Genomic DNA, 14,658 nt, shown 5'->3' on the forward strand with positions numbered 1-14,658 from the left:
AGACAGTCAAATCGATTTCTAACAATGTTTTAGAAGTAGAGGTGTACTATTCTAGTTTCAATCTACTATACTTTGTCAAAAATACTCTCAACCTTGATTCTCTCCTTAGATAGCGCATGGTTATAGGCTTTATCTTCAGCTGTTAGCGGCTTGAGTTTGCTGGATTTACGTGGAGTTTGTGCTTGAGGATCTATCTTCATGATTCCTTGATAACCACTGTCAGCCAAGATTTTACCAGCTTGTCCGATATTTCTGCGACTCATTTTGAACAACTTCATATCATGACAATAGTTCACAGTGATCTCCAAAGAAACAATTCTCCCTTGACTTGTGACAATCGCTTGAGCCTTCATAGCGTGGCATTTCTTTTTACCAGAATCATTCGCTAATTGTTTTTTAGGGCGATGGATTTTTACTTCCGTCGCATCAATCATTACCGTGTCCTCAGAACTGAGAGGAGTTCTTGAAATCGTAAAACCACTTTGAACAAGAGTTACTTCAACCCATTGACTCCGATGGGTTAAGTTGCTTTCGTGAATACCAAAATCAGCCGCAATTTGTTCATAAGTTCGATATTCTCGCACATATTGAAGTCGCCATAAGAAGGTCTTCTAGGCTTAGTTTAGGTTTTCGTCCCCCTTTTGCGTGTTTACCTTGATAAGCTGTTTTCAATACAGCTAACATCTCTTCAAAAGTGGTGCGCTGAACACCAACAAGACGCTTAAATCGTGCATCAGTTAGTTGTTTACTTGCTTCATAATTCATAGAACTACTATACCATGTTTTGTTTCGCAGGAAGTCTAATCTAATGGAATAGGAGGCAGTAAGATGGAAACTATCATAGCTTGTACTCATAAACTACTCAAAACGATATATGAAGTCTTATATCTCCATAAAAATACATAATTTCACAGTGTTTTTTTTAATGCTGACGATATTACAGGAATAAATGAAATTGCAAAATAAATGATAACTGAAATAAAGTATACTGGCAAAATTCCAATTAAGTCTGCTAGATAACTAAATGAAACTAGCGCTACAGCATACATTAGTTGCATTAAAACACTTCTGGCAGCAAAAGCTCTTGCCAATATACTAGGATCAACTTTTTCTTGAATAATTGATTCTTGAATTATATTTCTAATTTGTGCAGGGGGGCCGACTAGAAAAGAAATAATAATTGTTATGATAGGGCTTCTATTAACAGTGTAAAATAGTGTGAGTAGTGTAACAAGAAGTGATGATATAAACAAAAATTTTCCTGGAAAATGTTGAAGTTTATGAGAGTATTTTGTTATTACCCCTCCTCCAACTATAATCCCTAAGAAGTATGCTGAACCCTGGTATCCCCACCAAGTTTCACTTGTTAAAAGGATAGTGGTTGTAAATGCTAGGAGGTATGAAGATGTCCAAATCACATTTGCAAAATTTTCAATAATATCCATAATAGTTATATCCCTGATGACAGGATTATCCCTTATAGGTATGAGACCTTCAAAAATTTGATATACATATGAACTTTTGGAAGAGTTTGGTTTATGTTGATTCTTTTCAACGTGAATATAAAAACTTAGAACTGAGGAGAGCAAGAAACACAAAGATATACAATATAATGAATATTGCAAACCTAGTAACGTAGACAATGGAATTGCAAGTGCCCAGCCTGCTGTTTGAACGGATTGACGAATGCTTAGGGTGAGACCGTTTGCTTTTACTATCGCATCATTATCAACTATACTAGGAACAATAGCTAGACGTGCAGGAGTATAAAAACTATTGGTGATGCTTATTAAAAAGACTGTGGAATAGGTTATTATAATACTATCATTAAATGAACTGATAATGGTATAAGACAGAGTAACTAGCCCACCAATCAGATTAGTAAACGACAATACATTTTTATGTGAAATTTTGTCTAAAAAAATAGGTCCAATCAAACCTCCTATAACTGCTGAAATAGTTCCTATTATCAAAACAAATGTTGATTCACTGATAGAATTACTTTGTGAATAAACCTTTGAGATGATTGTTACACTGAAAAAAATATTTGCAATCAAGTTAAAAATTTGATTGCAAAGTAAGTATTTAAAATTATTATTGCTTATCTTAACTCATTCCTTTTGCAAATAAATATTGATTAGTATAGCAAAAAAATATATTTTACGCAATTACTATGCTCTCGTGTTGATATACCATACATATGAAAGCTTCTACCTTTCCTTTTGTATATCTATCTAATTTTAGCCATATTGCTTGAGAATTCCATAACCTTTCTTGCAAAATCATAGTTTTAGGTGGTGACTAAAATAGATAGAAATATAATATTGCTTACGGTAGGAATTATGGTATCTCTTGGAAACAGTGATCTCTCTAAACATGTAAAGTCTGATTTTATTAATTAAGGAGGTACATTTATCGTATGGTTTTATAATCACTCTATGAGGGACAGGGGAATCACTTGCTGATTCCTCCTAATTTCTAGCTGGACGGTATTGATCGGACTCTTTATAAGCTCTAAGGTTGCATGGGAAGAGCTCCTCCAACTTAAATCAGCGTAATGGGATAATACAGAATGGTCCATTTTTCTAATAAGTATAGTTGAGTCGGATGAAGATATGCTATATTGACTTTCATTTCTTTCTCCTCAAGGGAATTCGATACTCACTTCTGTTTGCCTTTAAATCGCCATTGGAAGCGGAGCTTGTCATAAAAGGGAAACTCGATAAACAAGACTCCCAAACCCAGACAGAGACTGGCAAGAACGTCTGATGGGTAATGAACTCCCACCCAAAAAGAGACAGTAGTTCATACTACTATTACTCTATTTTCATTGCTTTCACAATTGCTAAGGCAGTCAATACAAAAATAAAAAGTGGAAGCACTGTGATTTTTAGGTTTGTAGCACTCGCTAAGGCAACGATGAGCATGCTAAGAATTCCTGGTACAACAACATTGAATACTCCAAGCACTGACTGGATGGTTCCCATGACTTCTTCTGGAACCATCGAGAATACAAGGTTGAAAATCCGAGGCCCCATCATTCCTACTGCAACTGCGCATAAGAAGACAACTACCAATAAAAGGAGGAAATGATTGATCAACCAAGAAAAGAGAATACAGAGATGCATAATTTCTTCAAAGTAGACAATCATTTTTATGGGAATATTTTTTAGGATACCTCCACTCAAAAAACTTCCCACAATCGTTCCTGAAAAAATAACCACTGACAATGCTGCAATGGATTTCCCAGTGTCAAAGAAGATAAATGGATGATGAATCAACATCAAAGTCGTTAAAGGGGTAATAATGCTTAAAATCACTTGGTTCATAGCTGCAATGAATATTAATTTGATGATGGTTGGAAAACTTGACAATATCTTCATAGAATAGAGGAAATGCTCTCCAAAAGATTTTGCGGTTAATCTTTTACTAACCTCCATCTGTCCCTCAATATCTCTCAAAGAAGTACGAATAAACACCACACCCAACAGTGCAAAAAGAAAGGTCAAAGCATTCAAACCCACAAACATCTGAAGACTGATGACCCCAATCAAAACTCCACCTGTAAGGTTGCTAAGAATATTAACTACACCAGCAGTTGCCTGTCTAAACCCCATAGCATCTGTCATATCATCTCCTATAATCCTCACATACAAAGGAGAAATCATAGCACCTGCAAAATAACTCATGGTATCTGATAAAAGATTGATGCCACAAATAAGAAAAACCATCCCCATAGAAAAGTTCTTATCCGTTACAAACAGTGTCAATAGAGTATAAAGCAGAAACTTACTTGCCAATATAGCAATATATTTTGCAACACGATTTTTTTGAAAATCGGCAATAACGCCTGTGAACAACTGAGAAATCTGCGGCAAAGTCTCCGAAACTGTTATACAAAGAACAGCTAATGAAGCAAATTTATATCCCGATACATAAGAAATAAATGAAATATAAAACAGCGTATCACCAAATGACGAAACCCATTGATTAATTAGCAACATCCGGTAATTTTTATTGGTCAGAAAAGTATTCATTGGATTGCCTCCTTCTTCAGCTCAAAAGGAAATTGAAATCCTAACAACGCCCAATATATCCCCAAAGCTCCAATACCAAAATCAAAAACTATTGATGATATTCTAATACATCAATTTTGGTTTGTCAATAATTTTTATGGTGTTTTTTTATTTTTTTTGAAATATGAATTTAAGTTATCTAAAAATACAAATCTTTTTCTTAATCTTCACTTTCCAATAATTTCATTTCCTTCTCAATTTCTAGCATCATTCTCTGGTTCTCTTCGTGCTTGTAAAGCTGATAAGATACTTGATAAAAACCTAGTATCCTATCCCTTTCAGCAAAGCTCTCGCTTATATTTCCCAATAAACAATACAAATCTGCTAATCGATAACTACTATTATATCTTTTACAAATAGCTATCGTTTCTGTAATTTCTTCTATAGCTTCAGATGTTCGTTCATTCAACCACAAATATCTACAATAGTTATATCGGAATTTAATCATCAATTCTAACTGTTCCAAATGATGAACAGATAGTGACTGGAGGTTCTCTTTTAAAAGTTGATAGAGTTCCTGATATGTGTCTTCCTGCCCCATATCAAAATAAAAATTAGCCAAGGTATTTCCTAGTTGTAGATAGTAAAAATCAGATTTTTTCAGAGATAACAGTATTTTTTCCAGTTTCGCAACTGCCCCTGTTTGATGATTTAAATAACAGAATTGAACTAATGTATCAATCCAGTCCAAATAAATCTGGTCTTTAGCAGATAGACGAGCACGTTTAGATTTTTCCAGTTCATAGATGTAATGGAGAGATTCATATTCCCTCTCATCCAAAAATTTCTTAGATAATTCTTTAAACTTATCAATATTTTCTAAACTAGAAACCTCAGTATCTTCAAAGAAATAATCCATGCTCACCTTCAATCGCTTAGATAGTTGAAAGAGTAATTCTGACCCAGGTGAATATTTACCTTGCTCCATACGGCTAATCTGCCCTTGCTCACAAATCCCCTCAGCTAATTCTTTTTGAGATAATTTTAATTCCTTTCTTTTATTTTTTAAGCGTGTCGCTAATAACATACCCACACTTTCTTCCTCCTTGCTTTATTTATTAAAATACATCAAACGCCAAAACATGTTTCAAGTATATATTTCATATGTTTCTATTTGTATTTGTACAATTTTTTATCTTTTCCATCACTTCTGCTTGCCTTTAAATCGCCATTGGAAGCGGATCTTGTCATAGAAGGGAAATTCGATAAACAGGACTCCCAAACCCAGACAGAGACTGGCAAGAACGTCTGATGGATAATGAACTCCCAGATATACCCTTGATACCAGCACACTAACTAGGTAGAGGCCAAGGACGATTTGTACAATTTTTCTCCAGACTGGATTTTTAATTCGTTGACTGAGAATGACAATTAGAGTACCTACCATCAAAGTTACAGCCAGAGAATGCCCACTTGGGAAGGAAAATCCCTTCTCCTCCACAAGATGTAAGATAGCTGGTCGTGGGCGCTGGTAGATATTTTTAAAGGTCACGATTAAAAGACCCGCTAAAGCCAAATTCCCCAGCATGAAGAAACTTTCTATCTTCCATCGCTTACGATAAAAGACAAAAGCTGTAATAACAACCCAAGTGATAATCACTGGGATATCAATCAAGCGTGTGATGGCTTTGAAAAGAATAGTCAAGTAATCTGGCAAATCTCCTCGAACTACCGTTTGAATCAATTGGTCAAAACCGACCAGCGTTTCAGGGTAAAATTTGACCATGTAGCCAAGAATAACGAAAAGTAAAAGGGCAAAACTGCCCTTCATTAAAAATGTTTGTTTATCTTTCATAGTGTTTTAAGGTTGGTTTCAAAAGGACGTACAACAACCAGAATGAAACGGAAAAGATTACACCCTCAATCAAGTTAAAAGGTAATACCATGGTCATTAGGTAGTTGGAAAGTCCCAAAATTTTTCCAATATCAAAGTTAGCAAACTTAGCGTACAAAGGAACAGCATAAACATAGTTGAGAACCAACATAGCCACGGTTAAACCAATAGTTCCAGCTAGAAAGCCTAGTAGGAAACGAAGGGTTGTCCGTTCCTTTTTCCAAATCAAAGCAAATACGATGACAAAAACTCCCAAAGCTACGATATTCATCGGCAAACCAATGTAAGTATTCACTCCTTGGCTGTTAAGAAGCAATTTCAAGAGTGAGCGAAGCAAGAGCACTCCTAGAGCAGCAGGCAAATCCATGACCACCAGACCCACAAGGACTGGCAAGATACTAAATTCGATCTTGAGGAAGGATGCCGCTGGCAAGAGCGGAAAGTCAAAGTACATCAGCACAAATGAGATGGCTGATAAGATCGCAATGGTCGAAAGTCGACGTGTGTTTGTCATAACAGGTTCCTCCAATTTTCTATAAAATCAGAAGAAGTTAGAAAGGATTCCTCTATCTATTCTCACTTTTTATATCCCAAAAGTTCCCTCTCACTCTATTAAGGAAATTCAAGCAAGCGGTTACAGTTTAGCTATAAATCTATCAGAACAGACAAAGCTATTCTTTCGTCTTCTCCCATCCAGACTATACTGTCGGTTGTGGAATCTCACCACATCAGCTTGCGCTCGCGGACTTATTTGGCTAAGATATTTTAGATTTATCTAGGCGTCGCAGTCGAAGATAATACTTAAAGTATATCGAGACAAGACAACGACGAGAAAGCTAAAATAGCTAGTCAAATTTACCGCCGGTCGGGAATCACACCCTGCCCTGAAGACTCTTTTATCATAACAAAAAACGCTTGCAAGCGCAAGCATTTTGTTCATTTTCATTTTTTATTTCAATTTATCTGCTTCATAGGTATGAACGAGCTCAAGACCTGCAAAGTGCTGCTGGCGGAGGGCTTCGTAGACAATCATGCAGACGGTATTAGACACATTGAGACTGCGGACATGTTCATCATTCATGGGAATACGGAGAGCCTTCTCAGGATGTTCTCGCATAAAGTCCTCAGGCAAGCCCTTGTCTTCACGTCCAAAGAGAAAATAATGGTCCTCGTCAGTCGATAAATCCACATCAGAATACACTTTCTCAGCAAATTTTGAGATCAGATAGAGTTTGCCCTTCATATGAGACATGAAATCCTCCAAACTCTCGTAAAAATAAATCTCTAGTTTATCCCAATAATCCAATCCAGCTCGCTTCATCTTGCGGTCGTCAATAGGAAAGCCCATTGGCTTGATGATGTGGAGGGGAGAATTGGTCGCAGCACAAGTACGCGCGATATTGCCTGTATTTTGTGGAATTTGTGGTTCAAATAATACAATGTGATTTGTCATGACTTGCTTCCTTTCACCATTGCAAAAAAATAGCCACACTGCCCGGAGTCAAGCTCAGCAAACAGCGTGGTTAAGGCATCGTTAACTTACCTCACAACAGGTTTGAAGTAAATCAGCGAAACTACTTTCTTAGTATAACACTTTCAGAATCATTGTCAATAGAAACGACTTGATTTTTTCAATTTTTTCAAGCTATTTCCAAGGATTGTAAAATCGTCCTTGATTCTGCAAGATAAGTAGTAAACTAGCTACTAAAAACAAGGCTGCCAAGAACAAGGTAAGATAGTCTCCTTTTTTCAAGGCCTGATAACTATACCAAGTGCGTTTTTTCTCTTTCCCAAAGCGCCGAAGCTCCATGGCAGTCGCGATGGTATCAATGCGTTCTAGCGAGCTAAAAATCAAGGGAGTAATAATGCGCAAATTGCCTTTGATTCGTTGCATAAGAGAAGCTTTCTTGGATAATTCCATCCCACGCGCCTCCTGAGACATTTTGATAGTAAAGAATTCTTCCTGCAAATCTGGAATATAGCGCAAGGTCAGACTGACTGAATAGGCAATCTTGTAAGGCACACCAATTTGATTTAAACTAGAAGCAAACTGACTAGGATGGGTTGTCATCAAAAAGATAATAGCCAGAGGAATGGTACAAAGGTACTTAATGGCCAGATTTAGCAGATAAAAGAGCTCCTGGCTGGTCAGAGTGTAGGCACCGATTCCCTGCCAAATCACACTTCTCTCTCCGTAAAGTCCAACCCCATACTCAGGAGAAAAGAGATAGACCATCAAAACGTTTAAAACGGCAAATACCGTCGCAAAAACGGCCACAAAGGAAACATCTTTAAAACGGATTTCTGACAAATAGAGGAGAAAGACCGAAAAGATGGCAATCAGAACAAGCAGTCTGGTATCATAGCTAATCATGGCCGCCAATGACACGAGGATGAAAAAGAGAAGTTTACCAGCTCCTGACAAGCGATGAATCACAGTATCTCTATGCTGGTAACCAATTAATTTAGCTTGCATCCTTCTCTCCTTTCTTTGTAAAATGCCGTTAAAGCAAGTGGATCCACGTCTAGTTTTTTAGCCAAGTTGAAGATTGAAGTTTCTTTTAGATTGGCTTTTACTAACAGCTCAGGATTGCTCAACAGACTAGCTGGATCAGTATCAGCAATCAGTTCTCCATCAACCATGACAAGGGCCCTGTCTGAATAATCCAGCATCAATTGCATATCATGCGTAATCATGACGATGGTATGACCTTTTTGATGCAACTCTTCGAGAAATTCCATAATCTCAGTATAGTTCTTCTGGTCTTGACCTGCTGTCGGTTCATCTAAGAGGATAATTTCAGCTCCTAAAACCAAAATCGAGGCAATAGTGACACGTTTTTTCTGACCAAATGACAGGGCAGAAATAGGCCAATTACGGAATTCATAGAGACCACAGATTTTCAAAGTTTCATAGACTCTCGTTTCAATTTCCTTCTCATCCACACCTCGCAAACGAAGTCCCAGAGCCACCTCATCAAAAATCATGTTAGTTGAAATCATTTGATTAGGATTTTGCAGCACATAGCCTACTCGTTCCGCCCGCTCTGCAACAGAATCTCCTTTTATATCCTGCCCTTCCCAAAGATAGCGACCTTCCGTCTGAATAAAGCTACTTAAGGCCTTGGCTAGAGTTGACTTCCCTGCTCCATTTTTCCCGACAATGGCAATCTTTTCACCCTTTTTAATATCCAAATGTAGGGATTTTAAAATCGGTCTATCATCATAAGAAAAAGAAACCTCCTCTAGTCTAAAAAGTGACTGCAAATCTGGCATCTCTTTTGCCAGTTCATTCTGCAACTGAACCTGACCTTTTGAGATAGACAAGTTATCCAGATCTGCTAACTGTTCTTCCTTGGCTAAATCCACACCCAATTGACGGAGAGTGGTGAGATAAAGGGGTTCGCGAATTCCATTTTGGGTCAACAAATCAGTCGCCAATAACTGATCAGGACTTCCATTAAAGAGGATACGGCCATCGTTTATCAAGACAATCCGATCCACAGGTCGATGCAGAACATCTTCCAAACGGTGCTCGATAATAAGGGTCGTCGTCCCCTCCTCCTTATGAATCTGATCAATCAATTCAATAATATCCTGACCTGACTTGGGATCCAGATTGGCGAGTGGCTCATCAAACAAGAGAATCGGACTTTCATCAATCAAGACACCGGCTAGACTAACTCGCTGCTTTTGTCCACCAGACAAGTCTTGAGGACGCTGAGCTAGTAAAGGGAGAAGGTCCAGCTTTTCAGCCCATTTATGAACACGACTTTTCATCTCTTCTAGACTTGTTACATCATTTTCTAGAGCAAAAGCCAAGTCCTCTGCCACAGATAAGCCGATAAACTGCCCATCTGTATCCTGCAAAACTGTGCTAACCAGATGAGACTTATCATAGATGCTCATATCAAAGGCTGTTTGACCCTTTATCAAAAATTCTCCATATGTCTGACCCTTGTAAATATTGGGAATAATCCCATTCAAACACTGACCCAAGGTAGATTTACCTGATCCAGATGGTCCAACAATTAAGACTTTCTCTCCCTTGTAAATGGTCAAGTCTATCCCTTGCAAGGTCGGTTCTTGTTGTGTTTCATACTGGAAAGAGAAATCCTTCCACTCAATTATAGCTTCTTTCATCTTACTCTCTTCATTCGCTTCTTCTACTCAATGAAAATCAAAGAGCAAACCAGGAAGCTAGCCGTAGGTTNNGTTGCAGATAGAGCTGACGCGGTTTGAATTTAATTTTCGCAGAGTATTAGACTTCTATTTTATCATAAATCTACCCCTTCTTGCAGACTCTTCTATTAAAAACTTAGCGCCAAAAAGATTCCTATCCTAGCTTACTTGCCTAACTAATCTATAAACATCGAAAAAGACTGGTTGCCCAGCCTTCTCCATCATTTTAGTCCTTTTTCAAACTTCCTGCACGAGTTTGAGTTCCTGCATAGGCAAGCAAGAGAAGAGTTCCTGCAATAGCTACAGATACACCATTAGCAATTCCCGCAACAATTCCTTGGGCAAATACTTTTTCTGCAGCTTCTTGATAAATCACAACATCTCCAAGTGGTGCCAAGACACCCCAAACAAGGGCATTTGCAAGTAGTTGAATGAGGTTAAAAATAAGAATATCTTTCCAGTCAAAGACACCATTGATCACGCGAACGTACTTTCTAAATAGCCCCACAGCTAGACCAAAGAGCCCACTAGCGATAATCCAAGTCCACCACAGACCGTAACCAGCAAGAGAGTCCTTGATTGCATGACCAATCAACCCGACAAGCAAACCGATAATCGGTCCAAAAATAATAGAAAGTAGCGCTTGTACCGCATACTGAAGCTGGATGCTTGTATTTGGAACAGGGGTCGGAATGTTGATCATCCCGATGACGACAAAGAGGGCAGCGCCAATTCCTACAGCAACAACTTGTTTAATTGATTGATTTTTCATCTATATTCTCCTATTTTATGATTCTATTTTCTTTATTTCAATGGTCCAAGATGAACCGACACCTACATTATAGGCCTTGGCAAAGGAACCTTGGTTGATAGCCAGACCTAAACGATAGAGAGAGTTGATGTAAAGGATGGGTTGCCCAATTCTCACATCTGCAAATGATTTGCCATAAACAACCTGATTTTGATAGACCAGCATATCAGCGTGATAGATGGTCACTTCAAAACGGTCACCAAATTCTGGTTCCAGTTTGTAAAATTCTTCTCGCGTAATAGAGGTCCAAAGCGAACCAAAACGCACATCCAGAATATCAATGGCTCCCTTCACCAGATGATCTTCACTAATGGTCTCTACGACTGGAAGTTCCACAATCTGATCCACACTGAGCTCTGGCCCCACTTCCTCAAAAGAAATGTGACCACTGGCCAGTTTAGCACCAGTATAGGCATAGACATCACGACCGTGGAAAGTATAAGAATGCTCTGTGTTTTGACGCCTATTAGCTACCTCAGAAATTTCACGAACGGCTACAATACCAACGTGTTTCTTGATAAAAGAAAGAGTCCCATTATCTGGCGTGACAATGTATTGATTGTTTGCAGTCTTGGCAACCACACTCTTACGTTTCGAGCCGACACCTGGATCGACAACCGATACAAAAGTCGTTCCCTCAGGCCAGTAATCCACCGTCTGAAAGAGACGGTAACTACCCTCAAAAATATTATAAGGCGTGATATCGTGCGTCAAGTGATGAATTTTTAATGTTGGAGACTCTTCTAAAGCCACTCCAATCATAGCCGATACCGCACCATCAACCAGACCAAAGTCTGATTGTAGTACCAGTAAATTATTATTCATTTTGTCTCCTTGCATACCCTTTATCATACCATATTTCAGAGAAAGGTGCTAATAGCTATTTCAATTGGTTAGGGTATAGTTTTACCTTATAGCAGATTTCCGCTAAAAGTTCTCCCTTATTGGCTAGTAGGTGCATTTTTTTTGAAAAAGGATATGATAGTTACATCATGAAAAAGTAGGTTTTATTATGAAAATTATCCTTGTCGGAGGGGGAAAAGTTAGTTTTGCCCTCTGTCGCTCCTTGGTTGCAGAAAAGCATGATGTTTTGCTGATTGAGCAAGACGAAGCTGTTCTCAATCATATTGTCAGTCGCTTTGATATCATGGGTATCCTTGGTAACGGGGTCGATTTTGCCATTCTTGAGCAAGCCAGCGTCCAAGATTGTGATATCTTTATCACCCTGACTGAGTACGATGAAGTCAACATGATTGCAGCTGTTCTAGCCAAAAAAATGGGAGCTAAAGAGACCATCGTTCGGGTGCGGAACCCTGAATATTCTAACTCCTATTTCAAAGAAAAGAATATTCTCGGTTTTTCTCTTATCGTTAACCCTGAGCTCTTGGCTGCCCGCGCTATCGCCAACATCATTGACTTCCCCAACGCTCTATCTGTCGAACGTTTCTTTGGTGGACGGGTCAGCTTGATGGAATTCACTGTTAAATCCTCCAGTAGTCTTTGCCAAATGCCCATTTCTGATTTTCGGAAAAAAATTTGGCAATGTCATTGTCGTGCGATAGAAAGAGATCATCAAATTATCATTCCAAGCGGTAACATGACTGTACAGGATAAAGATAGAATCTTTGTCACTGGTAACCGTGTTGATATGATGCTCTTCCATAATTATTTCAAGTCTCGTGCCGTGAAGGGTCTTCTTATTGTTGGAGCTGGTAGAATTGCCTATTATCTACTAGGTATCCTCAAAGATAGTCGTATTGATACTAAGATTATTGAAATCAATCCTGAAATCGCTAGCTTCTTTAGCGAGAAATTCCCAAACCTCTACATCGTTCAAGGAGATGGTACCGCACAAGATATCCTGCTGGAAGAAAGTGCTCAAAACTATGATGCCGTTGCGACTCTAACAGGGGTCGATGAGGAAAATCTGATTACCTCTATGTTCCTGGACAGGGTAGGTGTACAGAAAAATATTACCAAGGTCAATCGTACCAGTCTCCTCGAAATTATCAATGCGCCTGATTTTTCAAGTATCATCACACCTAAAAGTATTGCCGTAGACACGATTATGCACTTTATTCGTGGTCGGGTTAATGCCCAGTATTCAGACCTTCAAGCCATGCACCATCTAGCCAATGGCCAAATCGAAACCCTGCAATTCCATATCAAGGAAGCCAATAAAATGACTGCCAAACCTCTTTCTCAACTGAAATTGAAAAAAGGGGTTCTTATTGCAGCTATCATTCGAAAGGGCAAAACGATTTTCCCAACTGGGGAGGATATGTTGGAAGTTGGAGACAAGCTCCTAGTAACAACCTTGTTGCCGAATATCACTAAGATTTATGACTTGATCGCGAGGTAAGAAATGAATAAAAGTATGATTCGCTACCTCCTTTCAAAGTTACTTTTGATTGAAGCGGTTCTCCTTTTGGTTCCTGTAGCTGTCGCTCTCTATTACCGTGAATCGAGCCAAGTCTTTACAGCCCTCTTTACAACGATTGGAATTCTGGTATTACTAGGTGGCTCAGGAATTTTACAAAAGCCAAAAAATCAACGGATTTATGCCAAGGAGGGAATCTTGATTGTGGCCCTCTGTTGAATCCTTTGGTCCTTCTTTGGTGGTCTCCCCTTTGTCTTTTCTGGGCAAATCCCTAGCGTTATTGATGCCTTTTTTGAAATTAGTTCTGGCTTTACAACTACTGGAGCAAGTATTTTGAACGACGTTTCGGTTCTCAGCCGTTCCCTCCTCTTCTGGCGAAGTTTTACCCACTTGATTGGAGGGATGGGAGTGCTTGTTTTTGCACTTGCTATTATGGACAATGCCAAAAATAGCCACCTAGAGGTGATGAAGGCTGAGGTTCCAGGTCCTGTTTTTGGCAAGGTTGTATCCAAACTAAAAAACACTGCCCAGATTCTCTATCTCCTTTATCTAGCTCTCTTCTCCCTCTTTGTCATCATCTATTATCTAGCTGGCATGCCTCTCTACGATAGTTTTGTCATTGCTACGGGGACAGCGGGAACTGGAGGCTTTACCGTCTATAACGACGGAATTGCCCACTATGGCAGCTCACTGATTACCTATCTGGTCAGTATCGGAGTTCTGGTTTTTGGGGTAAATTTCAACCTCTACTACTACCTCATGCTCCGTCGCATCAAGGCCTTCTTTGGTGACGAAGAACTTCGGGCTTACTTGGTCATTGTACTGGTTTCTACAGGCTTGATTAGCCTCAACACCCTCTACCTCTACCCAGGGTTTTCAAAGAGCTTTGAAATGGCCTTCTTCCAGGTTTCCAACATCATTACAACAACTGGTTTTGGATATGGAGATATTACCAACTGGCCCCTCTTCTCCCAGTTTATCCTCCTTTTCCTCATGGCAATCGGTGGCTCTGCTGGATCAACTGCAGGTGGACTCAAGATTATTCGAGGCCTCATCCTTTCAAAAATTGCCAAAAATCAAATTTTGTCCATTCTATCTCCCCACCGTGTTTTGACTCTCCATGTGAATCAAACGGTGATTGATAAGGATACCCAGCATAAAATTCTCAAGTATGGTAGATTGAAACTAGAATAGTACATCTGGACTTCTAAAACATTGTTAGAAATCGATTTGACTGTCCCGATTGATTTGTCCTATTCTTATTTCATTTTATTATATCTTTAAATCCCGATCAGACATTTCAGTACCTGACTTATCCTCAATGAAAATCTCTTCAAACTGCGTCAGATCTATCTGCCCGACTTTATCACTTAAT

Annotated in this window: 12 protein-coding genes, 3 pseudogenes and 1 riboswitch; of the genes and pseudogenes, 3 read left to right on the top strand and 12 right to left on the bottom strand. The window is 38.9% G+C overall.

Annotated elements, in window-relative coordinates:
- Window positions 1-68: 68 nt before the first annotated feature.
- The 12 genes and pseudogenes from HT669_RS03810 to HT669_RS03865 form a co-directional block, all read right to left on the bottom strand.
- Window positions 69-765, bottom strand: a pseudogene (locus tag HT669_RS03810) (IS5 family transposase); the annotation flags it as partial.
- Between the two features lie 143 nt (window positions 766-908).
- Window positions 909-2,105: an MFS transporter gene (locus HT669_RS03815; RefSeq protein ID WP_100127924.1), complete on the bottom strand. Its 1,197-nt coding sequence runs from the start codon at window positions 2,103-2,105 to the stop codon at window positions 909-911.
- Window positions 2,106-2,661: 556 nt separating this feature from the next.
- A pseudogene (locus tag HT669_RS03820) lies at window positions 2,662-2,790 on the bottom strand (phosphatase PAP2 family protein); the annotation flags it as partial.
- 26 nt (window positions 2,791-2,816) lie between these two features.
- Window positions 2,817-4,037 (bottom strand): MFS transporter, encoded by a 1,221-nt coding sequence (locus HT669_RS03825; RefSeq protein WP_001091363.1) that lies wholly within the window; start codon window positions 4,035-4,037, stop codon window positions 2,817-2,819.
- A 199-nt stretch (window positions 4,038-4,236) separates the two neighbouring features.
- Window positions 4,237-5,109, bottom strand: a complete 873-nt coding sequence (locus HT669_RS03830) for a helix-turn-helix transcriptional regulator (protein ID WP_078836295.1) — start codon at window positions 5,107-5,109, stop codon at window positions 4,237-4,239.
- A gap of 111 nt (window positions 5,110-5,220) precedes the next feature.
- Window positions 5,221-5,871 carry a phosphatase PAP2 family protein gene (locus HT669_RS03835; RefSeq protein WP_000653436.1) on the bottom strand — a complete coding sequence of 217 codons (651 nt, stop codon included), beginning with the start codon at window positions 5,869-5,871 and terminating at the stop codon, window positions 5,221-5,223.
- On the bottom strand, window positions 5,861-6,424 hold the full coding sequence (locus HT669_RS03840) for an ECF transporter S component (RefSeq protein WP_172933627.1): 564 nt from the start codon (window positions 6,422-6,424) through the stop codon (window positions 5,861-5,863). The genes HT669_RS03835 and HT669_RS03840 overlap by 11 nt, the downstream gene beginning before the upstream one ends.
- 163 nt (window positions 6,425-6,587) lie before the next feature.
- Window positions 6,588-6,806, bottom strand: a riboswitch (FMN riboswitch).
- Between the two features lie 53 nt (window positions 6,807-6,859).
- A complete protein-coding gene (locus HT669_RS03845; RefSeq protein WP_000181376.1) occupies window positions 6,860-7,363 on the bottom strand; it encodes a tRNA (cytidine(34)-2'-O)-methyltransferase in 504 nt (167 codons plus the stop codon).
- A 192-nt stretch (window positions 7,364-7,555) separates the two neighbouring features.
- Window positions 7,556-8,386: an energy-coupling factor transporter transmembrane component T gene (locus tag HT669_RS03850; protein WP_001148088.1), complete on the bottom strand. Its 831-nt coding sequence runs from the start codon at window positions 8,384-8,386 to the stop codon at window positions 7,556-7,558.
- The gene (locus tag HT669_RS03855) at window positions 8,371-10,053 is read right to left on the bottom strand and encodes an ABC transporter ATP-binding protein (protein WP_000656513.1); all 1,683 of its coding nucleotides are present in this window, start codon (window positions 10,051-10,053) and stop codon (window positions 8,371-8,373) included. Before HT669_RS03855 ends, HT669_RS03850 begins: the two co-directional genes overlap by 16 nt.
- Before the next feature lie 265 nt (window positions 10,054-10,318).
- Complete coding sequence (locus tag HT669_RS03860; protein WP_000795930.1) at window positions 10,319-10,864, bottom strand: ECF-type riboflavin transporter substrate-binding protein; 546 nt, start codon at window positions 10,862-10,864, stop codon at window positions 10,319-10,321.
- Between the two features lie 15 nt (window positions 10,865-10,879).
- The gene (locus HT669_RS03865) at window positions 10,880-11,728 is read right to left on the bottom strand and encodes an S-adenosyl-l-methionine hydroxide adenosyltransferase family protein (RefSeq protein ID WP_001063603.1); all 849 of its coding nucleotides are present in this window, start codon (window positions 11,726-11,728) and stop codon (window positions 10,880-10,882) included.
- 187 nt (window positions 11,729-11,915) lie between these two features.
- Here HT669_RS03865 and trkA point away from each other — a divergent pair, with 187 nt between their 5' ends.
- From trkA to HT669_RS03875, 3 genes and pseudogenes are all read left to right on the top strand, one after another.
- Window positions 11,916-13,265, top strand: coding sequence for a Trk system potassium transporter TrkA (gene trkA, locus HT669_RS03870; protein WP_000691705.1), 1,350 nt, complete (start codon window positions 11,916-11,918; stop codon window positions 13,263-13,265).
- Window positions 13,266-13,268: 3 nt separating this feature from the next.
- A complete protein-coding gene (locus tag HT669_RS11490) occupies window positions 13,269-13,502 on the top strand; it encodes a hypothetical protein (RefSeq protein WP_007285018.1) in 234 nt (77 codons plus the stop codon).
- Window positions 13,503-14,456 (top strand): annotated as a pseudogene (locus tag HT669_RS03875) (potassium transporter TrkG); the annotation flags it as partial. It abuts the gene before it with no gap.
- Window positions 14,457-14,658: the final 202 nt, after the last annotated feature.

Origin of the sequence: Streptococcus sp. 2100, from assembly GCF_013276335.1 — a bacterium.
Lineage (GTDB): Bacteria > Bacillota > Bacilli > Lactobacillales > Streptococcaceae > Streptococcus > Streptococcus pseudopneumoniae.

Excerpts from the sequence above, each read along its gene's own strand:
- HT669_RS03825 (WP_001091363.1), bottom strand. The coding sequence starts at position 4,037 with ATGAATACTTTTCTGACCAATAAAAATTACCGGATGTTGCTAATTAAT.
- HT669_RS03835 (WP_000653436.1), bottom strand. The coding sequence starts at position 5,871 with ATGAAAGATAAACAAACATTTTTAATGAAGGGCAGTTTTGCCCTTTTA.
- HT669_RS03840 (WP_172933627.1), bottom strand. The coding sequence starts at position 6,424 with ATGACAAACACACGTCGACTTTCGACCATTGCGATCTTATCAGCCATC.
- HT669_RS03845 (WP_000181376.1), bottom strand. The coding sequence starts at position 7,363 with ATGACAAATCACATTGTATTATTTGAACCACAAATTCCACAAAATACA.
- HT669_RS03850 (WP_001148088.1), bottom strand. The coding sequence starts at position 8,386 with ATGCAAGCTAAATTAATTGGTTACCAGCATAGAGATACTGTGATTCAT.
- HT669_RS03855 (WP_000656513.1), bottom strand. The coding sequence starts at position 10,053 with ATGAAAGAAGCTATAATTGAGTGGAAGGATTTCTCTTTCCAGTATGAA.
- HT669_RS03860 (WP_000795930.1), bottom strand. The coding sequence starts at position 10,864 with ATGAAAAATCAATCAATTAAACAAGTTGTTGCTGTAGGAATTGGCGCT.
- HT669_RS03865 (WP_001063603.1), bottom strand. The coding sequence starts at position 11,728 with ATGAATAATAATTTACTGGTACTACAATCAGACTTTGGTCTGGTTGAT.
- trkA (WP_000691705.1), top strand. The coding sequence starts at position 11,916 with ATGAAAATTATCCTTGTCGGAGGGGGAAAAGTTAGTTTTGCCCTCTGT.
- HT669_RS11490 (WP_007285018.1), top strand. The coding sequence starts at position 13,269 with ATGAATAAAAGTATGATTCGCTACCTCCTTTCAAAGTTACTTTTGATT.